Origin of the sequence: Pseudomonas sp. NPDC088444 (genome assembly GCF_044900175.1) — a bacterium.
In the GTDB taxonomy this organism is placed as follows: Bacteria; Pseudomonadota; Gammaproteobacteria; order Pseudomonadales; family Pseudomonadaceae; genus Aquipseudomonas.
In genome coordinates this window covers 304396-324984 of record NZ_JBJDNK010000002.1, presented here as the reverse complement: position 1 = coordinate 324984, position 20589 = coordinate 304396, and the positions used below count along the sequence as shown (strand labels likewise).

Sequence of the window (20589 nt, the reverse complement as noted above, 5' to 3'; positions counted from 1 at the left end):
TTCATTCGCGATTGGCCGGTACATCCGAATCATTTGTACGGCTGTTCCACCGCATCACGAATGAATTCGCTCCCACAGAAATCGTGTCGTGATCTGGTCTACGTAGAACTACGCAGGAAGAACCGTAGTAGTACGAATTTCTCTTCGTGACAACAGCGGGGATAGTGGCGACGCTCCGTTACCCCGGATCGAACAATAACAATGACGCCGTTGCCATGAGCCGCGGCAGGAGACTCACCATGACCCGACTGACCAAACACCTGGGTTGGTTCGCCGTTGCAGCCCTTGGGGCCTGCGCCCTGGGTGTCGTCGCGCTGCGCCGCGGCGAGGCCATCAACGCCCTCTGGATTGTCGTCGCCGCCGTAGCCATTTATCTGGTTGCGTACCGCTACTACAGCCTGTTCATCGCCAACCACGTCATGCAACTCGATCCGACCCGGGCCACTCCGGCGGTGATCAACAATGACGGCCTGGACTACGTTCCGACCAACAAACACATTCTTTTCGGTCACCACTTTGCCGCCATCGCAGGTGCAGGCCCGCTGGTCGGCCCGGTGCTGGCTGCACAGATGGGCTACCTGCCCGGCACGCTCTGGCTGATCGCCGGTGTGGTATTGGCCGGTGCGGTGCAGGACTTCATGATCCTGTTCCTGTCCACCCGCCGTAACGGGCGCTCGCTGGGCGACATGGTCCGTGAGGAAATGGGCCGTGTACCGGGCACCATCGCCTTGTTCGGCTGCTTCCTGATCATGATCATCATCCTCGCGGTGCTGGCGCTGATCGTGGTCAAGGCCTTGGCCGAAAGCCCATGGGGCATGTTCACGGTGCTGGCGACCATTCCGATCGCAATGTTCATGGGCGTGTACATGCGCTACATCCGCCCTGGCCGCATCGGTGAGATTTCCATCATCGGCGTCGTGCTGTTGCTGCTGTCGATCTGGGCCGGTGGCCAAGTCGCTTCGCACCCTGAATGGGCGCACGCCTTCACCTTTACCGGCGTGCAGATCACTTGGATGCTGGTGGGATACGGTTTCGTCGCCGCCATGTTGCCGGTCTGGCTGCTGCTGGCGCCACGTGATTACCTGTCGACCTTCCTGAAAATCGGCACCATCGTCGCGCTGGCCATCGGTATCCTGATTCTGGCGCCCGAATTGAAAATGCCTGCCCTGACCCAGTTCACCGACGGCACTGGCCCGGTGTGGAAGGGCGCGCTGTTCCCGTTCCTGTTCATCACCATCGCCTGTGGCGCGGTGTCCGGCTTCCATGCGCTGATTTCTTCGGGCACCACGCCGAAGCTGCTGGATAACGAAAAGAACGCGCGTTACATCGGTTACGGCGGCATGCTGATGGAGTCGTTCGTCGCTATCATGGCCATGGTCGCCGCTTCGGTCATCGATCCGGGCGTGTACTTCGCCATGAACAGCCCGGCCGCTGTGGTCGGTGCCGATCCGGTTGCCGTGGCGCAGACCATCAGCAGCTGGGGTTTCGCCATTTCCCCTGACACCCTGATCGCCACCGCCAAAGACATCGGCGAAAACACCGTACTGGCCCGTGCCGGTGGCGCGCCGACCCTGGCCGTCGGTATCGCGCAAATCCTGCACCAGGTGCTGCCTGGCGAAAACACCATGGCGTTCTGGTACCACTTCGCAATCCTGTTCGAAGCGCTGTTCATCCTGACCGCTGTCGATGCAGGCACCCGTGCCGGTCGTTTCATGCTGCAAGACCTGCTGGGCAGCTTCGTACCCGCGCTGAAACGCACTGAGTCCTGGACCGCCAACGTGATCGGTACCGGTGGCTGCGTCGCGCTGTGGGGTTACCTGCTGTATCAAGGCGTTATCGATCCGCTGGGCGGCATCAACACCCTGTGGCCGCTGTTCGGCATCTCTAACCAGATGCTGGCGGGGATCGCGCTGATGCTGGCGACCGTGGTGCTGATCAAAATGAAACGTCAGCAGTACGCGTGGGTCACCATCCTGCCTGCGTCGTGGCTGCTGATCTGTACCGTGACCGCTGGCTTCATCAAGCTGTTCGACCCAAGCCCGGCCGTTGGTTTCCTCGCCCTGGCCAAGAAATACAGCGCAGCGGCCGATGCCGGTCAGATTCTCGCTCCAGCGAAGACCGTTGAACAAATGCAGCACGTGATTTTCAACGCTTACACCAACGCAGCGCTGACCACATTGTTCCTGTTCGTGGTGCTGAGCATCCTGTTCTACGCGGTGAAAGTCGGCCGTGCGGCGTGGGTCAAGCAAGAGCGCAGCGACAAGGAAGCACCGTTCCAGGCCATGCCGGAAGCGCACTGATGTTCAACGACCTGAGTCGCCTCGGCAAATATCTCGGGCAGGCTGCTCGCCTGATGGTGGGCATGCCTGACTACGACAACTACGTCGAGCACATGCAAAAGACCCACCCTGACCAGCCGGTGATGTCGTACGAGGCATTCTTCCGGGAACGCCAGGATGCGCGTTATGGCGGGAAGGCGGGGCCGAAGTGTTGTTGATGTGATGATCGTTCCCACGCTCCGCGTGGGAACGATCAGATTTCTCCGTGCCATCAATGAATACTCGACGCCAGCTCGAAGATCGGGATGTACATCAAGATCACGATCATGCCGATCAACAGCCCGATGAAGGTCATCAATAGCGGCTCGAACAGGCGCACGAACCATTCGATCCAGCGGCTGATTTCCTCGTCGTAGAAATCAGCGGTGCGTTCCATCATTTGCCCCAGATTTCCCGATTGTTCCCCCGCACGCAGCATGCGCAGAGACACCGGCGTGGACAGTTGATTCTGCTCCAGCGCGATCGACAGCGCCTGGCCCTCGCGAATGCGTTCGCTGGCCGCGTCCAGTCTGACCTGTGAAGCGCTGCCCAGCAGGTTACGCACCATGCCCATGGCCGTGAGGATCGGAATCCCGCCCTGCAGCAGAATGCCCAGCGAGCGATAGAAGCGCGCCAGCTCGTACATGAACACTCGCTGATGCACGGTGGGCACCCGTTCCAGCGTGCGGTTGAACGCCAGACGAAAACGCCGTTGGCGCACCAGCAGCGCCGTACCCAGCACCACCGCAACGAAACCGATGGCGAAGTCCATCTGGTGAGCGTGCAGGAACAGCCCGGTTTCCATCAGGATGCGCGACAGCCACGGCAGATTCGAGCCCAGCCCTTCGAACACCAGACTGAAGCGCGGCACCACGTAGCCCATCAAAAACAGCACCACGGCGCCGCCGACGATCAACAGCAGCATTGGGTACACCGAGGCGCTGACGATGCGCTGGCGCACTTCGTCCATGCGTTTGCGATAGGAGACATAGCGCCCCAGCGCTTCGCCAACGGCACCGGTTTTTTCGCTGGATTGCACCAGCGCCACATACAGCGTGGGGAATACCGCCGGGAATTGGGTCAGCGCCTGGGAAAACGATTTGCCTTCATACAACAGCCGCACCAGACCGCAGAGGGTTTTGCGGGCCTGGGGCGCGGTTTCCTTTTCAGCCAGGCTTTCCAGCGCGTCGATGAGCGGCAGCCCGGCGTTGAGCAGGGTGGTCAGTTCCTGGCTGAACAGCACCAGATTGAAGGTGTCCGGCTTGCGCATCCCGCGAATCACCCAGCGCGATTCGGCGCGAACGTTCAGCACCCGCATGCCCTGGGCTTCCACCAGCGTCCGGGCGTCCACCGAACTGTCGGCGTCCATGGCCAGCGACAACACTTCCCCCCGTTTGCCCACGGCCTTGATGGTAAATTTCATGGTCGTCACTGCCAGTTGGTGATTTCAGCGTCTTCGCCCTCGCCACCGGGCTGCCCGTCCTTGCCCATGGAGAGCAGGTCGTACTCGCTGTTTTCTCCCGGATAGCGATAGACATAACTGCGACCCCACGGGTCTTGAGGCACGGCTTTTTGCAGATAAGGACCGGTCCAGTGCGATTCCTCGGCAGGCGCGACCACCAACGCCTGCAAGCCCTGCTCGGTGGACGGGTAATGACCGATTTCCAGCCGGTACAAATCCAGCGCCTTGGACAGCCCCTCGATCTGCGCCCGGGCCACTTTGGTCTGGGAGCGGCCCAACTGACTGAAATACTTGGGCGCCACGATCCCGGCCAGCAGCCCCAGCACCACCAACACCACCAACAGCTCAAGCAGGGTGAAGCCCGCGTGACGGCGGTGCCCCGACGGTGGGTTGAGCGATGACGCACAGCGGGTGAAATTCCCCATAAACACCTCCGTAAATCGGGTTGTCCAGAGGGCTCATGCAATTGCCGTGCGCGCCGACAGACGCGACCTTGAGCGATTGCGTGCAGCCTTCTGGGCCGGGCATTTGCGAGGTGGGGATTGGGCGGCACAGCCTTTGCGTTGACCCTTTCCATGGCACCGCGAGTGGGGAATAACCCCCAGTTTTAGCGAGCGTGCCAGAGGAGGCACGGATGGATGTTGAACGCGCGTTCAGAGGCGTATTGCTGACGCTGTGCATACTGCCGCTGGCCGCCGAGGCCGACGTGTACATCTCCCGGACGGCGGACGGCGGCATCATCATTTCCAACGTCAAGCGGGCCGGTCGCGAGGTGCAGCGGGTGTTTCATGAGCCGGTGTCCGTACCTGCGTTTCAGGCTGCCGCGCCGGCCTTGGCCGGGCGTGATGAAAAGAGCATGACGGTGAGCCAGCGGCCCTATGCTCAGGAGGTGTCGCAGGCAGCGGCCAGCAATGATCTGCCAGAGGCGTTGCTGCATGCGGTGATTCGTATCGAGTCGGGCTACAACCCCTCGGCGTTGTCGGTGAAAGGCGCTGCCGGGTTGATGCAGTTGATGCCCGATACCGCTCGGGACATGGGTGTGACCAACGTTTGGGATCCCCGTTCGAACATTCAGGGTGGGGCGCGCTACCTCAAGCAATTGATGGTGATGTTTGGCAACGACGTGTCGCTGGCCGTGGCGGCCTACAACGCGGGGCCTGCGGCGGTGAGCAAGCGTGGCAACGTGATCCCACCGTTTGCCGAGACCCGGCGCTATGTGCCGGATGTGTTGCGTGATTACCATCGGTTGTTAGGGGATGCGGGGACAGCGTTGGCAAATTGAAGCGCGGGATTCGCCGTAACGGCCCAGTGCAAGACACAGAGATGTCCGCCATTGCCATTGCCATTGCCATTGATCTTGCTCTTCATGCGCGATAGCCCAGACACCGCGCATGAAAAGCAAAAGCGGAGCAACGGCAACGGCAACGGCAACGGGAGCGCAGTGTGCAAACAATCGATTCGTTCTAATGCGGAGCGCGACGGTTGAATCATAAAAAAGCCGCCTTGCGGCGGCTCTGGGTCCTGCAAGAGCGGTTATCGCTGATTCACCGTCGCCTGGTTCGAGTTCCCCACTTGAGTGATGTTCGCCGCCTGATTGGTCGCGCTCTGATTGACGTTGGCCATGTTGGCGTTCCCTGTCTGGCTCACGTAAGCCACGTTGTAGGCATCGGCCTGTTTGACCGTGGCGATGTTGCCGTCGCCGTCCTGGCTGGTATACGCCTGATTCTGGGTGCCCGATTGGGTGATGTCAGTGGTGTTGCTGCTGCCGAACGAGGTGCCCTGAGCGTAGTTGTTATCGCCGCGCTGGTCGGCAATCAGAATGTTGTCGCTGCCGTTCTGTTCAAAATACAGCTCGTTGTAGTTGTTGTCCTGACTGACCGTCGCGTCGTTACGCGCACCGCTCTGTTTCAGGTTGGACAGGTTGCCCAGCCCTTTCTGGGTAAGGGCGATGCTGTTCTGCTGGCCACTCTGGTTGAGGAACGCCGTCTGGCCGTTGCCGAACTGGCCGCCCAGTTTGGCGCCTTCGAACTCGTTGGCGTAGACCTTGTTGCCACTGCCGGTCTGCACCGAGGTCATGCTTTGCCCGGTGCCCGCTTGCGAGCTGTAGTGCAGGTTGTCCTGGCCGTTTTGATACACGTTGGTGCCGCTGTTGGTGACGTTGTACTGCGCCACGCTGGCGGCATTGCGGTCGCCCCATTGGGTGACGGCGCCAATGTTGGCCGAGCCGCGATACTGGTCGACGATGCCTTCGTTCAGGTTGCCGGTCTGCGAAATACTGGAATGGCTGTCGATCTGGCTGTCCTGGAACATCTGGGCGGTGTTCAACTGGCCGAACTGTTCGACCGTGATCGAGCCGCCGAAGCCGTTACGCTGATCGGTGTAGGCGTAGTGGCCCTGGCCGTCCTGGTGGATCTGGATCTGCCCGTTGAGGTGCTCGACCTGTTCGCTGAACGCCTGGTTGGCGTCGCCGCGCTGGATGACTTGCGAGTTGTTGCCGCTGCCGCCAAACAATTGCTCGGCGGTGATTTCGTTGTTGTTGCCCGCCTGATCGGTGTTGATGGTGCTGCCCGACTGGGTGTCCTGATAGGCGAACACAAAGTTGCCGGTGCCTGACTGGTGGGTGGTGATCTGGTTGTTGTTGCCGCCGATCTGACTGGCATGGGTGGTGTTGCGTTGATCGGTCTGGCGTTGGGTGATGGTGCTGGAGATTTCCTGGATCTGCTCGCCATAAGCGCCGTTCTGGTTGCCGTTCTGTTGCTGGTCAATGAACGAATTGGTGTCCTGCTGGAACGCGGCGGTGTCGTTGCCGTCACCGATCTGCACCTGCTGGACGCTGGCCTGGGCGGCATCGATCTGTTGCACGTCGGCGGTGTTGGCCGAACCGTTCTGGTATTGGCTGGAGACGCTGTTGGCCGCCATGGCATGGCCGGTAACGAGGACCAGAACCGCAGCAGCGACAGGGGTGAGTTTGAAAAACATGGTGTAGACCTCCTGATGGTGAGTTGCCGAGGTGTCGAGCGCGTCAACGTATCTGACGAACCTCTACGCTCTGGCCGTTTCCAGACTGACTGACGCTGCTCTGCAGCCCTGTACCGGTCTGTTCGATGCTGGCGCTGTTGTTGGCGCCTTTCTGCGTGATGGCGGCCTGACTGTTGGAGCCGTTCTGCACGATGCTGGCCTGGTTGCCGCTGCCCTGCTGATTGATGGACGCCGTGAGATTGGCGCCCTGTTGCAGGATGTAGGCTTCCTGAGCACTGCCGACCTGAACGATGTTGCCCAGCAGCGAGGTACCGTTCTGCGACAGGTTGGCGATGTTGGCCGTACCCTGTTGCAGAATCGTCGCCTGCTGACCGACGAAGGCGCTCCCCGGAAAACTGACCGGGGCACCCAGTTCCGAACCTTCGCCGAGTTCGTCGCCCATGCCCAGGTCGTCGGCGTGAACCGACAGGCAGGTCATGAGCAGCATCAGCAACAGCGCGATCGGGTGTTTCGTCAAACGGCAGTCAGACAGCGACATGGTGTTCTCCTGTCCCGATTCGGCGAGGCCTTTCGGGACGTTCGGCCCGTCTGTGTGAGTGCACAGACGGGCCGTTTTGCCTCAACGAACGGTGACTGGCAGTGTCCGCACCGTGCCTTTGGACGAGGTGGCGGTCGCGGTCGGGTTGGTGGCCGACGGCGCGATGGTGTTCACCACCGAACTTCTCCAGCGTCCGGTCGCCGGTACGGTCACCCGATCCAGCTCTTGCACGCCGGTCGGTGTGGTCACGGTGATGACGATGGTGTTGCCGGTGGTCACCGAACTGGTGCCCGCCAGGTCCCAACTGAACAGCGCGCCACCGCCACGCACCTGCACTTGCGCCGAAGTGATGGTCAGGGTCTCGTTACCGGCCGGAGGCGCGGTGACCGAAACGCTGACCGTGGCCGGGGTCGACAGGGCACCGAACGAGTCCGCCGCCTGGTAGGTGAAGGTCGCGGTGAACGCAGCGGTCACGGTGGCCGGTGGTGTGTAGGTCACGGTGGTGCCGTTGGTGGTCACGGTGCCGCGTCCCACCGCCGGTTGCGTCAGGTTGGTCACGCTCAGCGGCACGTTGCCTTCAGGGTCGGTGTCGTTGGCCAGCACGTTGACCACCAGTGGCGACCCGGCCAGTGTTGCCCCGGTGTCATTGCCCGCGACCGGTGGGCGGTTAGGCGCCACGGTGACGCTGACAGTGGCCGGCGAGGTCGACTTCAGTCCCTTGCTGTCCACGGCCTTGTAGGTGAAGGTCGCCGTGATTGGCGTGTTCACCACGGCCGGCGGGGTGTAGACGATGGACGTGGTGCCGTTCAGCGCGACGGTGCCCAGGCCCGATGCCGGTTGGGTCAGGTCGCTGATGGTCAGCGGCAGGTCGCCGTCCGGATCGCTGTCGTTGGTCAGTACGCTGAGGGTCACAGGGACGCCGAAGCCCGTGCTGCCGGTGTCATTGACCGCCACCGGTGGCTGGTTAGCGCCGGAGTTGGGCGCAGTGCCCAGCACCGTGACCGGCTCGGTGTCTTCGCCACCACGTGCCGATTTCACGGTCACGAAAGGCGGTGGCTGCAACAGGTTAGGCACGGTCAACTGCTGCAAGGTGCCGGTTTTCGACAGCGCGCCATAGCCTTGGGCAACCATGTCAGGCATCGAGGTTTCGTCGCTGGACGCGGCCTCGATCACCAGCGCGTGGTTGTCCCAGGTGTAACGGGCTGTTCGGATTTTCACCACGTCGACCAGTTTGGTGGAGACGGCCGTTGGCTTGGTGGTGCCCACCGGGTTGCTGGCGGTCAGGATCACGAACGGCGGCAGCGTCGAGGCTGAATGGGCGACGAAGAAGTTGCCGTTGTTATCGCCAAGCAGATTGAACTGGCAAGGTGAAGCCGGTGTGCCGGGAACCAGCGCAAGGGTTTCCCGGTAGCACAGGCTGGAGCTGTTCGGGGATGAGGCGAACAGTTCGACGCGAGTGCCGGAGCTGTTGCGGCTGTACGTGCCGCGCTTGACTTCGACCGGGGTTTGCACCCGTGGATCGCGCACCTTGCCACTGACGGTGAAGAGGTTCTGGATGAGCGTGCCCGCCGGACCCTCGATTTTGACGAAGTTGGTGCCGAACGGGCTGCCGGTGACGGCTTCTGGCACATTCGGGTCACCGATGTAGGTGTTGACCGCACCGGTGTCAGGATCGACCTCGGTGTAGGGACCTCCAATGCCTTTGACGAACGGCCCGATGTTGCCGGTCAGCGCACCACTGAAATCACCCGCTGCACCGATGCCGATGTCGCGGGTCAGGTTGATGGCCCGGCGCCCGGTGGTGGTGACGTTGAAGGTGTCCACGCCGTAGGGGTGGGTGACGGTGTAGGTCCCAGGCCGCCCGGCAGGGATGTCGATGCGCATGCGGATGCGCGCGAAGCTTTGTTGCGAGCCGTCAGTGGGTGGATCGGTGGCGAACGCCGCTTCCACCCCGGCGGTGTAGATCTCAAGACCATAGCCGGCGATCGGGCTGGTGTTGGTCCTGATCTGCGCTTGCAGCAGGTACCAGAACATCTCGTCCGGGAAGTTGTCCGGGTAGACCATGGGAAAGGCGTCGTCGTAAAAGCCGGGCACGGCGCCCAGAGTGCACATGTATGCCGGTGGAACGGCGGCCGCCACGCGCGAGCTCACGGCTCTGGACTGGCACAGTTCCAGTTCCAGATCGTTCTGGTCCTTGTACCACTGCGGGAAACGTCCTGTGGCGACGGTATAGGGGCCGGGGTCGACCGCAGCGAGACCGGCGTGTGCCGCCTCGGTGGCTGCGATCAGACTCAGGGCACCGAAAATCAGACTTGGCCAACTGTTCATGTTGCCTCCAGATTCGAGAGCAAGACGTGGTCGCGATCAGGGAACGATCACCACTTCTTCGGTATCGCTGCCGCCATTGGTCGAGGTCACCGTGACTTTGGCCGGTGGAATCGGCGAAATGCCGGTGATCAGGGTTTTCGTGGTCCCGCCACCGCCGAGGGTGCCGATGGCGCCGCCGGAGCTGCCGGTGGCCGTCAGGGTGGTGGCCGCGGTCGCGTCACTGGTCGTGGCCGACAACGTCAGTTGCCCGGACGCCAGGCTGTAGGTGGCGGTGTCGATACTGACCAGGTCGGTCAGGGCGCGGGCGACGGTGGTCGGCGTGCTGGTGGGGATCGCCAGGTGGTTGTCGGCGGTGACGCTCAGACTGACGGGCAGCGTCGGGTTCGCCGAAGACTGGCCGTACCAGGCGCCAGTGGCGGTGGCTTCAGTCATGGTGATCGGCGCGCTGGCGGTGTCGACGAACGAAGCGGTGCCCGGCGGCGGCGGGGCGAGGGCGAACACGTCCTCTTGTGCCTGAACGCCAGCGTTGCCGGTGCCGCCAGGGCGACGGGTATAGGTGGCGCGCTGTACGACGTTCGGGGTCGGACGCACGACGGTGGAGAGTTTGCCGGTGATGCCGAACACGTCGGTGCGGCCATCGATACCATTCGGGCCCTGAACCCTGATGAAGTTGGTGCCGAACGGGCTGCCCGTGACCTGCTCGGTCAGGTTGGGATCGCCGATGTACTGCGAGGCTACCCCCGTGGTGGGGTCGGTTTCGGTGTAAGGCCCGTTGACGCTGCGCAGGAAGGGGCCGACATCACCCGTCAAGGCACCCGTGAAATTGCCGATGGCACCGATGCCGATGTCGCGGGTCATGTTGATGGCTTTGGTGCCGGGCGTGTCGATCTGGAAGACATCCACGCCGTAAGGGTGCGTGATGGTGTAGGTGCCTGCGACCGGCGCATCCATGCGAATACGAATACGCGCGAAACTGATCTGATCGTTAGGGGCAGGATCGCCGCCACTGAACGCGGCTTCAAGTGCGGCGGTGTACTTCAGATTGAGCGTGGCGGCGCCGGCCGTGGGCAAGGCACCGTCAGCCAGAAACCAGAAGGCTTCATCCGGGAAGTTGGTGGGAAACACCATCGGCTGTTGATCATCGAAGACCCCGGCGGCGACGGCCAGCGTACACATGTACGACGGCACACCGGGCGTGGACGGAACGCGGGAACTCAGCGCTTTGCCCAGGCACAGGTCGAGGGTGCGGCCGTGAGTGTCCTGATACCACTGGGCAAAGTTGCCGTTTTGTGGGCTGTAGACGCCCTGATCGACCGCGAACAGAGCGGCCTGGGTGGAACCGTGAACGGCTGCGATCAGTGTCAGCAGCGTCACGGCGTGGGTCAATGTGCTGGGCATTTGTCTTCCCTCTCGCAATGAACCTGCCTCTGGCGTGAGTCGGACGAAGGCGTCGGTTCCAGGAGGCTGCGAGGGCTAGCGCAACATCTGTACCAGAATGCTGAACAGTTGTTTAACTCATTGTTATTCAAGTAATAAGTGGCTGAAATCTCAGCGTCGAGACAGGTCGTTGCTCAGGTGAAACAGGTGGGAAGTGGGGGGCTCTCCCCAGAGTTGGGGGAAGGTGCAAACCGCAGGAGGCGAAACCGTCGGACAGACGGCAATCGTTTAAAAAAGTTCAATATTTTTTGTAAAACTGCCTTGGCAATCAGGGACTAAGCGCGGCGTAGGTGAGGTGAGTGGTGTCGTTGTGATATCAAAAGTCTCGAGAGGCGCTAAAAATCCGCTACCGCGATGCAGCGGCTTACGCTATACCGACTAAAAAAGTGACCAGGACGGCCGCCATGGGATCGATAGGGCGCAGCGATATGCTGACTCAAGCCAGCCTCAAAGAAATAGAAAAAAAGCCACGGCCTCGCTTCAATCTCCTGCGCTGGTTCTCGCTGGTCAGCCTCTTGGTCATTGCCTCGGTGGCCATCGGACTGGGGCTGATTTCCACCCGTTTCGTGGTCAGCGAAGCGGTGCAGCGCGACTCGCTGCTGACCTCGCAATTCGTCCACGCCATCGCCTCTGCCGAGATCCGTCACGCGGAAATTCCCACCAGCCGGACCATGGCCGAGCTGCTCGACACCCGCCGTGATCTGCCGGTCGCCGATGTCGACCCGGAAACCCGGCGCAAATCCCGCGATGAATTCCTCGACCATATTTCCTCGCTGCCAGACGCCTTGTTGGTCAACGTCTACGCGCCTGATCGCGTCATCATCTGGTCCACTAACCCGGCATTGATCGGCAAGGCGATTCTGGGTAACGACGATCTGGAAGCCGCGTTTCGTTCCCGCCAGCGTACTGGCAGCGCCCACCACGAGACTCAACGCCATCAGAACGAGCAAAAGTTTCTCAACCCACCGGATTACCTGTTCATCGAGAACTACATTCCGCTGTTCGACGCCGAGGAAAAAGACGTCTTGGCCATCGTCGAAATCTACAAGGAGCCCAAAGACCTGATCGCCAGCATCGAGCGCGGCTACGTGGTGATCTGGGTTTCCACCGGAATTGGGGGCATGTTGATTTACCTGGGGCTGTTCTGGATCGTGCGGCGGGCCTCCAGATTGCTGGAGTCCCAGCAGCGGCAACTGATCAACAGCGAAAAATTCGCCGCACTGGGGGAAATGTCCTCAGCGGTCGCCCACAGCCTGCGCAACCCGCTGGCGACCATCCGCTCCAGTGCCGAGCTGGCTCTGGAAGTGGTCGATCCGGCCGCGCAAAAGAACATCAACGACATCATCAATCAAGTCGACCGCATGTCAAAGTGGGTGCGCGAACTGCTGTTGTCGCTACGCCCCATTAGTGGGGAATCCGAGGCGGTGGACGTGGTGGCCTGCATGCAGGATGTGCTGGTGTCGTACGAGCAGCAACTGCGGCGGGCCAGCATCAGCGTTGAGTTTGCGCCCACAGAGACCCCTCTGGTGATCAGCCAGCGCATTCTGTTGGCGCAGATTTTGAATAGCCTCATGGCTAACGCACTGGAGGCCATGACCAAGGACGGCAAACTGAAGATCGACATCGTGTCCGAGCCTGCCAGCGGGCGTGTCTACCTGACGGTCGCCGACAACGGCAAAGGCATGTCCCGGCAGCAGGAAGCGATGGTGTTCAAACCGTTCTTCACCACCAAACAGGGTGGTCTGGGTGTGGGGCTGGTGTTGGTAAAGCGGATCATGGAGCGGTTTTCCGGCAAGGTCTCCCTGACCAGCCGAGAGCAGGAAGGTACCCGTGTGAAACTGACGTTCAAAATTGCGGCGGAAGGGGGACTCGATGGAACACAGCATACTGGTGGTTGAAGACGACGAGCTCCTGGCCAGCAATATCCAGACCTATCTGGAGCGTCGGGATTTTGAGGCGCGGGTCTGCCACTGCGCCGAAGAGGCGCTCCAGACCCTGCAGAACTGGCGGCCTGACGTGGTGCTCACCGACAACTCCCTGCCGGGCATGAGCGGTCACGAGCTGATCAACGCGCTGAGGGAAAGCGCGCCGGACCTCAAACTGATCATGATGACCGGCTACGGCAATATCGAAGACGCCGTGACGGCGATGAAGGAGGGCGCGTTTCATTACCTGACCAAACCCGTCGCCCTGCCCGAACTCAAGTTGCTGCTGGACAAGGCACTGGCCACCGAGCGCCTGGAGCGCACGCTGTCGTTCTATCAGGACCGCGACGCCAAGCATTCGGGCTTGCAGGCGCTGATCGGCGACTCCCCGGCGATGATGGCGGTGAAGAATGTGGTCACCCAATTGCTCGACGCCGAGCAGCGCATGACCAGCAGCGACTTGCCCCCTGTGCTGGTGGAAGGCGAGACCGGCACCGGCAAGGAACTGGTGGCTCGCGCGCTGCATTTCGATGGCCCGCGCAGCAAGGGGCCGTTCGTGGAATTCAACTGTGCGTCGATTCCCGCGCATTTGATCGAGGCCGAGCTGTTCGGTCACGAAAAAGGCGCGTTCACCGACGCCAAGGATCGTCGTACCGGGCTGGTGGAAGCGGCAGATGGCGGCACCCTGTTTCTCGACGAAGTGGGCGAAATGGACCTGCTGTTGCAGGCCAAACTGCTCAAACTGCTGGAAGACCGCACCGTACGACGCATCGGCTCGGTGAAGGAGCGCAAGGTCGACCTGCGCATCATCAGCGCCACCAACTGCAACCTCGAACAGATGGTGCAGCAGGGCAAATTCCGTCGCGACCTGTTCTTCCGCCTGCGCATCATTTCGATCAAGGTGCCACGCTTGCAGGCTCGGGGTGATGACGTGATTCGCCTGGCCCGGCATTTCCTGCAACTGCACGGCAAGCGCTACGGCAAGACCGACCTGCGGTTCAGTGCCGACGCCGAACAGTTGATGCGCGGCTACAGTTGGCCGGGCAACGTGCGTGAGCTGCGCAACATGCTTGAACAGACGGTATTGCTGACCCAGACCAACTGCATCGCGCCGTACCAGTTGGGCCTGTGCCCCAGCCTGATGGACGAGCCGATGACCACCCCGGCCTTCGTGCCACAATTCAGCCCGCAACCCCAATCTCACCCACAGGCGATGAACGACGGCATGGGCAACATGAACCTGCCGGAGGTGGAAAACGAAATGGTGCGCAAAGTCCTCGACAAGACCGACTGGAACGTCACCAAATCGGCCCGGCTGCTGGGGCTGACTCGGGACATGCTGCGCTATCGCATTGACAAACTGGGGCTGACACGACCGGATCGTACGCAGTCATAGGTCGCGCAGCAAAACCGGACCCCTGATCTGACCCCAAAAAAGTCCGTGTTGGCGTCCAGCTTTGGGGGCGGCTGGCCAGAGTTTCGCTGCGCCAGCCAAACGTGCCACCCATAGTCTGCATCGATGGCTGCGATTGCCATGGGTGATTTCCGCTATCGGAAGTGCTTTCCTAAAATGGCCTCATTACGAGAAATCATAGAGACCAAAGGGAGCGTCACATGCCTATCGAAATCGGTATCAACGAACAGGATCGCGCGGACATCGTCGAAGGGCTGTCGCGGCTGATATCCGACACCTACGTGCTCTACCTCAAAACACACAATTTCCATTGGAACGTCACCGGCCCGATGTTCCGTACCCTGCACTTGCTGTTCGAAGAGCAGTACACCGAACTCGCCACTGCCGTCGACGCCATCGCCGAACGCATCCGCGCCCTGGGCTTCCCGGCGCCGGGCACCTACTCGACTTACGCGCGTCTGTCCTCGATCGAAGAGGAACCGGGCGTGCCGGCAGCGACCGACATGATCAAGCAACTGGTGGCCGGCCAGGAAGCGGTCGTGCGCACCGCCCGTGGCATGTTTCCGCTGTTGGAGAAAGTCAGCGACGAACCCACCGCCGACTTGCTGACCCAGCGCATGCAGGTGCATGAAAAGGCGGCGTGGATGTTGCGGGCATTGCTTGAGAGCGATTGAGCGACGGCATCATGAAAAAAGCCCCTGAGCGCGTGAGCGTCAGGGGCTTTTTCATCTCCGCTATTCACACTCAAACGCAGCGATTCTTCGCCTCAATCCACTGCGCCATGTACTGCGTGCTCTTGTGCAGATGATGTCGCAACATCGCCCCGGTGAAATTCTCCGCGCGATGCGTCGCCACGTCACGGCGTATCTGCTCGATGCGCTCGATCAACGTTTTGCAGTGCGGCACAAACCGAAACCTCGCTTGCAACACTTGCCAACCTTCCTGTTGTGCCTGTTCCCAGCGCGCCTGATCGGTGTACAACCGCACGGCTTCGTCAGCCAGCGATTGTGCGTCCTGAGCGATGGCGCCGGGGAAGGGCAGGTCGCCGTGCATGGCTTCTGCGCCAATGGGGGTGGTGACGGTGGGGGTGCCGCAGGTCATGGCGTCGATGATCTTGCCTTTGATCCCGGCGCCGAAGCGGATCGGTGCCAGTGACACCCGCGCAGCCGACATCACTTCCAGCGCGTCTTCGGCCCAGTTCATGATGTGAAAGCCCTGGACCGGGTTGTGCAGCGCGGCAGCCTTGGGCGGGGTGTAGGCGCCGTAGACATGCACCTGCGCGCTCGGCAATTGCTGGCGGATCAACGGCCAGATGGCGTTCTTGAGCCACAGCACGGCGTCCCAGTTGGGCGCGTGACGGAAGTTGCCGATGGTCAGGAAGTGCGTGCGCTCTTCAAAGCCTGGCGCCTGTTTTGGCACGTGGTGCACCAGCAGTGGCGCCCAATGCAGGATCGAAGCGGGCAGGCCGAATTGTTCGGTGAGCAGTTCGATTTCCATGTCCGAGACCATCAGGCTCAGGTCGCTGCGGTAGATCGCGGCGATCTCGCGCTGGGCCATGTCAGTGGTCGCCATCCGCGAAAACAGCTCGCAGCGGGGCATGGCGAAGTAGTCGGACAGGTCGCCGTCGGGTTGTCCCTTGAGCAGCTCCTTGACCTGATGGTGTCGGGCGTGACGCATGCTTTGCAGATCGGACGTTTCCAGCACGCGGACGGCATTCGGCGCGTGTTTCTCGACCCGCCAGCCAAACTGTTCTTCCATCAGGAATTGATCGAACAGCACCACATCGGGTTGTAGTTCGCTGATGAACACGTCGAAACTGCTGTTGTTCAGTTCGATGGCCACTTCGTCGATGCCGAGTGCGGCAAGGTCGGCCTTGTGCTCGCCTTCAGTCGCGGCGCTGGCGAAGGTGATCTGCCAGCCCTGCTCGAGAAAGCAGTCGATCAGTTGCATCACGTGGCCGCTGGCGGCCGACGAGCGCGGCTCCGGCCAGACATAGCCAATGATCAGGACGTGGGTGGTGCGTTGTTCAATGGCCAAGGATGCTGGTCACCTTGTCGCGCAGTTGATCGATCGAGAACGGCTTGCCGATCAGGTGCATACCGGACGGCACATCGATGTTTTCGGCGTAGCCGCTGGCGAACAGAATCGGTAGGGTCGGGCGCAGCGCCGCCGCCCGGCTGGCAAGCTCGGTGCCTTTCATGTCGGGCAGGCCCTGGTCGGTCATCATCAGGTCGATGGCTTCGCCGTCATTTTGCAGGTGCGCAAGCGCTTCACTGCCGTCAGCGGCTTCGAGCACGGTGTATTCGAGCTCTTCGAGCACATCGACGATCAACATGCGCACGATGTCGTCATCTTCCACCACCAGAATCGTGCTGGTTGGGTCGGGCATGAACATTTTCCTTCAAATGGCGGGAACTGGATCCGGCGGATTGTGCCTGATCTGCGAGACAACTGAGCCGGTGATTGTGACAAGTTCCAGACGTCAAAAACACAATTCAATTGAGTTAGATGGCGTAAAGGAATCACTCAATCGTATAGTACGCGCGTTTTTAGCCTATAACTTAAACCTGAAAATTCAGCGTTGTGTCCTATAAGTCGGAGTTTTTTGCCAAAAAATGCGGCAAACTCCGTGGTTTAGCCGAATTTGCCCGAGCACTTGCGATGATCCAAACCTCTGCCGTCGATGAGCAACGTTTTCGCAAATTATTGACCCGCAACGTGAGCCTGCCCTTGGCAGTGGGAGTTTTGAGCGCTGCGTTTTTCGTGATCCTGATCACGTATCTGTTGTCGGTCATCCAGTGGGTGGAGCACACCGACCGGGTCATCAACAACATCAACCGCTCGTTGAAACTGTCGGTGGACATGGAAACCGGCATGCGCGGTTTCTTGCTGACCGGGGACGAGCGCTTCCTTGATCCGTATGAAGTGGCCAAGCCGAGCATCATTTCCGAGTTGAAGGGCCTGGAGGAACTGGTCGCTGACAACCCGGATCAGGTTGACCGCTTTAGACGCCTGGCCGCGATGCAGGAATCGTGGAACGAATTCGCGCAGAACATGATCACGCTGCGCCGTAACAACGGCGATTACGCGACGCCCATCCTGAATCGCCAGGGCAAGCGCCTGGCTGATGAAATCCGTGATCAGTACGATCAGGCGGCGAACATCGAACACCAGTTGCGCCTGACCCGCAACGCCGACGTCACCCACACCACGCTGCTCTCGGTGTCGTTGTACATTGCCTTTATCGTGATCGTCAGCGGCATCCTGGCCTGGGTCGGCCGCCGCGATATGACCACCTTGTCCAACACTTACGCGGCGAACATCAAGGCGCAACAGGAAGACGCCGAGCGTCTGGCCCATGTCGCCTGGCTGCGTAACGGCCAGAGTGCGCTGGCCGAACAGGTCATCGGCCAACTGACGTTGAACCTGCTGGGCCGCAATGTGCTGCAATTCTTTGCCCAGTATCTGGGCAGCGTGGTCGCCGCCGTGTACGTGCGTCAGGAGCATGGCGGGCTGGTGCGGGTGGCCTCCTACGGTTTCTCGCGGCAGCAAGAGTTGCAGGAACAGTCGATCTTCAGCGGCGAAGGCGTGGTCGGCAAGGCCGCCGAGCAGAGCGAAGTCATCCTGCTGCAAGACGTACCGCAGGAATACTTCAAGGTCAGCTCGGGTCTGGGCGACGGCTCTCCACGCAGCGTGATCGTGGTGCCGACCACCAACGATGATCAGGTCAATGGTGTGATCGAACTGGGTTTTCTGCGTGAACTGACGCCGCGCGACCGAGAGTTCCTCGAACTGGTGGCCACGAATGTCGGTATCTCCATCGACGCCGCGCGCTATCGTCAGCGGCTTCAGGAAGTGCTGGCCGAAACCCAACAGCTCAACGAAGAGCTGCAAGTGCAGCAGGAAGAACTGCGCACCGCCAACGAAGAGCTGGAAGAGCAGTCACGCATTCTCAAGGAATCCCAGGCCCATCTGGAAACCCAGCAGACTGAGCTTGAGCAGACCAACGTGCAGTTGTCGGAGCAGAGCAAGGCGCTGGCCGAACAACGGGATGCGCTGGACCGCAACAACGAAGAGCTGAATATCGCGCAGGTCGAACTGGAGGCCCGCGCCGAAGCGTTGCAGCGGTCGAGCAAATACAAGTCCGAGTTCCTCGCCAACATGTCCCATGAGCTGCGCACGCCGCTGAACAGCTCGCTGATTCTGGCCAAGCTGCTGGCGGAAAACCCCCACGACAACCTCACCGACGAGCAGGTGACATTCGCCGAGTCGATCTATTCGGCAGGCAACGACCTGCTGAACCTGATCAACGACATCCTCGACATTGCCAAGGTCGAAGCGGGCAAGCTGGAAGTGCGCCCGGAAAACAGCAGCGTCAGCCGTCTGGTCGATAACTTGCGCATGATGTTCGAGCCGCTGGCAGCGGACAAAAAGTTGCAGTTCTCCGTGGAAATCCAGCCTGGCACGCCGGTCTCGCTGTACACCGACCGCCAGCGCCTGGAACAGGTGCTGAAGAACCTGCTGTCCAACGCCGTGAAGTTCACAGAGAGCGGTGCGGTCAGCCTGACAGTGTCGCGCCAGCCGGGCGAAGGCATCGTGTTTGCCGTGCGCGACTCGGGCATTGGCATTGCCGAAGATCAACAGGAAAGTATTTTCGAGGCGTTCCATCAGGCCGATGGCACCACTGCACGCCGTTACGGCGGCACCGGTCTGGGGTTATCGATTTCCCGCGATCTGGCGCGACTGCTGGGCGGATCGATTTCGGTGACCAGTGCGCTGGGGCAGGGCAGCATCTTTACGCTGGTGTTGCCGGAGAACTACGTTGAACAACCGCAATTCATCGAATCCTCTCCCGTAGCGACAGTGGCTGCGCCGATCACCACGCCACTGGCTGTTCCGGTGGCGGCGGTGCCCGTGCCGGTGCCTGCCAGCGAAACCGTGCCGCGTTTTTCCGATGATCGGGAAAAAGTGCCGTTCAGCAAGCGCTGCATTCTGGTGATTGAGGACGAGGTGCGCTTCGCCCACATCCTCTACGACCTGGCGCACGAGCTGGGCTACCACTGCCTGGTGGCTCACGCGGCTGACGAAGGTTTCGATCTGGCGTCCAGTTTCCTGCCGGACGCGATCCTGCTGGACATGCGCCTGCCCGATCATTCCGGCCTGACCGTGCTCCAGCGTTTGAAGGAAATGCCATCGACCCGGCACATTCCGGTCCATGTCATTTCTGTCGAAGACCGTCAGGAAGCGGCCTTGCAGATGGGCGCCATCGGTTATGCCGTCAAGCCAACCACCCGTGAAGAACTCAAGGACGTGTTTGCCCGTCTCGAAGCCAAGCTCACGCAGAAAGTGAAACGCGTGTTGCTGGTGGAAGACGACGCTTTGCAGCGCGACAGCATTGCCCGCCTGATCGGCGACGACGACATCGAAATCACCGCCGTCGGTTTTGCTCAGGACGCGCTGGAGTTGCTGCGCGACAACGCCTACGACTGCATGATCATCGACCTGAAACTGCCGGACATGCTGGGCAATGAACTGCTCAAGCGCATGTCCATCGACGAAATCTGTGCGTTCCCGCCAGTCATCGTCTACACCGGGCGCAACCTCACCCGGGAGGAAGAAGCCGAGCTGCTCAAGTACTCGCGCACCATCATCATCAAGGGGGCGCGCTCACCTGAGAGGCTGCTGGATGAGGTCACCCTGTTCTTGCACAAGGTCGAGTCGCAACTGTCCAACGAGCGCCAGAAAATGCTCAAGACCGCTCGCAGTCGCGATCGGGTGTTCGAAGGCCGCAAGATCCTGGTGGTGGACGACGACGTGCGCAACATCTTCGCCTTGACCAGCGCACTGGAGCACAAAGGCGCCATCGTCGAAGTGGGGCGTAACGGTCTGGAAGCCATCGACAAGTTGAATACGGTCGAGGACATCGATCTGGTGCTGATGGACGTGATGATGCCGGAAATGGACGGCTACGAAGCCACCACCCAGATCCGCAAGGACCCGCGCTGGCGCAAGCTGCCGATCATTGCCGTGACGGCGAAGGCCATGAAGGACGATCAGGAGCGCTGCCTGCAGGCCGGTTCCAACGATTACCTGGCCAAGCCGATCGATCTGGACCGGTTGTTCTCGCTGATTCGCGTGTGGCTGCCAAAAATGGAACGTATCTGAATGGAGCGGATCAATTGACCACG

General features: G+C 60.9%; 15 protein-coding genes. 7 read left to right on the top strand and 8 right to left on the bottom strand.

What is annotated here, in order from left to right:
• Window positions 1-239 precede the first annotated feature (239 nt).
• Window positions 240-2300 carry a carbon starvation CstA family protein gene (locus ACI2KB_RS05930; protein ID WP_404632366.1) on the top strand — a complete coding sequence of 687 codons (2061 nt, stop codon included), beginning with the start codon at window positions 240-242 and terminating at the stop codon, window positions 2298-2300.
• Window positions 2300-2497: a YbdD/YjiX family protein gene (locus ACI2KB_RS05925; protein WP_346831135.1), complete on the top strand. Its 198-nt coding sequence runs from the start codon at window positions 2300-2302 to the stop codon at window positions 2495-2497. The genes ACI2KB_RS05930 and ACI2KB_RS05925 overlap by 1 nt, the downstream gene beginning before the upstream one ends.
• A gap of 53 nt (window positions 2498-2550) precedes the next feature.
• On the opposite strand, the gene ACI2KB_RS05920 is transcribed toward ACI2KB_RS05925, so the two are convergent.
• Together ACI2KB_RS05920 and gspG are read right to left on the bottom strand one after the other, a co-directional pair.
• Window positions 2551-3741 carry a type II secretion system F family protein gene (locus tag ACI2KB_RS05920; protein WP_404632364.1) on the bottom strand — a complete coding sequence of 397 codons (1191 nt, stop codon included), beginning with the start codon at window positions 3739-3741 and terminating at the stop codon, window positions 2551-2553.
• A 5-nt stretch (window positions 3742-3746) separates the two neighbouring features.
• Window positions 3747-4205: a type II secretion system major pseudopilin GspG gene (gspG, locus tag ACI2KB_RS05915; RefSeq protein ID WP_404632362.1), complete on the bottom strand. Its 459-nt coding sequence runs from the start codon at window positions 4203-4205 to the stop codon at window positions 3747-3749.
• 209 nt (window positions 4206-4414) lie between these two features.
• Here gspG and ACI2KB_RS05910 point away from each other — a divergent pair, with 209 nt between their 5' ends.
• Window positions 4415-5062 (top strand): lytic transglycosylase domain-containing protein, encoded by a 648-nt coding sequence (locus ACI2KB_RS05910; RefSeq protein WP_404632360.1) that lies wholly within the window; start codon window positions 4415-4417, stop codon window positions 5060-5062.
• A gap of 251 nt (window positions 5063-5313) precedes the next feature.
• On the opposite strand, the gene ACI2KB_RS05905 is transcribed toward ACI2KB_RS05910, so the two are convergent.
• From ACI2KB_RS05905 to ACI2KB_RS05890, 4 genes are all read right to left on the bottom strand, one after another.
• Window positions 5314-6759 (bottom strand): curlin, encoded by a 1446-nt coding sequence (locus tag ACI2KB_RS05905; protein ID WP_404632358.1) that lies wholly within the window; start codon window positions 6757-6759, stop codon window positions 5314-5316.
• Window positions 6760-6802: 43 nt separating this feature from the next.
• On the bottom strand, window positions 6803-7297 hold the full coding sequence (locus ACI2KB_RS05900) for a curlin (RefSeq protein ID WP_404632356.1): 495 nt from the start codon (window positions 7295-7297) through the stop codon (window positions 6803-6805).
• An 81-nt stretch (window positions 7298-7378) separates the two neighbouring features.
• The gene (locus ACI2KB_RS05895; protein WP_404632354.1) at window positions 7379-9625 is read right to left on the bottom strand and encodes an Ig-like domain-containing protein; all 2247 of its coding nucleotides are present in this window, start codon (window positions 9623-9625) and stop codon (window positions 7379-7381) included.
• Window positions 9626-9661: 36 nt separating this feature from the next.
• Window positions 9662-11023 carry a hypothetical protein gene (locus tag ACI2KB_RS05890; RefSeq protein ID WP_404632352.1) on the bottom strand — a complete coding sequence of 454 codons (1362 nt, stop codon included), beginning with the start codon at window positions 11021-11023 and terminating at the stop codon, window positions 9662-9664.
• Between the two features lie 467 nt (window positions 11024-11490).
• Between ACI2KB_RS05890 and ACI2KB_RS05885 the strand changes: the two genes are divergently transcribed.
• From ACI2KB_RS05885 to ACI2KB_RS05875, 3 genes are all read left to right on the top strand, one after another.
• Window positions 11491-12960: a sensor histidine kinase gene (locus ACI2KB_RS05885; protein WP_404632350.1), complete on the top strand. Its 1470-nt coding sequence runs from the start codon at window positions 11491-11493 to the stop codon at window positions 12958-12960.
• A complete protein-coding gene (locus ACI2KB_RS05880; protein ID WP_404632348.1) occupies window positions 12935-14383 on the top strand; it encodes a sigma-54-dependent transcriptional regulator in 1449 nt (482 codons plus the stop codon). Before ACI2KB_RS05885 ends, ACI2KB_RS05880 begins: the two co-directional genes overlap by 26 nt.
• A 218-nt stretch (window positions 14384-14601) precedes the next feature.
• Window positions 14602-15075, top strand: coding sequence for a Dps family protein (locus ACI2KB_RS05875; protein WP_404632346.1), 474 nt, complete (start codon window positions 14602-14604; stop codon window positions 15073-15075).
• 70 nt (window positions 15076-15145) lie between these two features.
• On the opposite strand, the gene ACI2KB_RS05870 is transcribed toward ACI2KB_RS05875, so the two are convergent.
• Together ACI2KB_RS05870 and ACI2KB_RS05865 are read right to left on the bottom strand one after the other, a co-directional pair.
• Window positions 15146-16432, bottom strand: a complete 1287-nt coding sequence (locus ACI2KB_RS05870) for a glycosyltransferase (RefSeq protein ID WP_404632776.1) — start codon at window positions 16430-16432, stop codon at window positions 15146-15148.
• Window positions 16428-16790 carry a response regulator gene (locus ACI2KB_RS05865; RefSeq protein WP_404632344.1) on the bottom strand — a complete coding sequence of 121 codons (363 nt, stop codon included), beginning with the start codon at window positions 16788-16790 and terminating at the stop codon, window positions 16428-16430. Before ACI2KB_RS05865 ends, ACI2KB_RS05870 begins: the two co-directional genes overlap by 5 nt.
• 272 nt (window positions 16791-17062) lie before the next feature.
• Here ACI2KB_RS05865 and ACI2KB_RS05860 point away from each other — a divergent pair, with 272 nt between their 5' ends.
• Complete coding sequence (locus tag ACI2KB_RS05860) at window positions 17063-20566, top strand: response regulator (RefSeq protein WP_404632342.1); 3504 nt, start codon at window positions 17063-17065, stop codon at window positions 20564-20566.
• The last annotated feature ends 23 nt before the right edge of the window (window positions 20567-20589 follow it).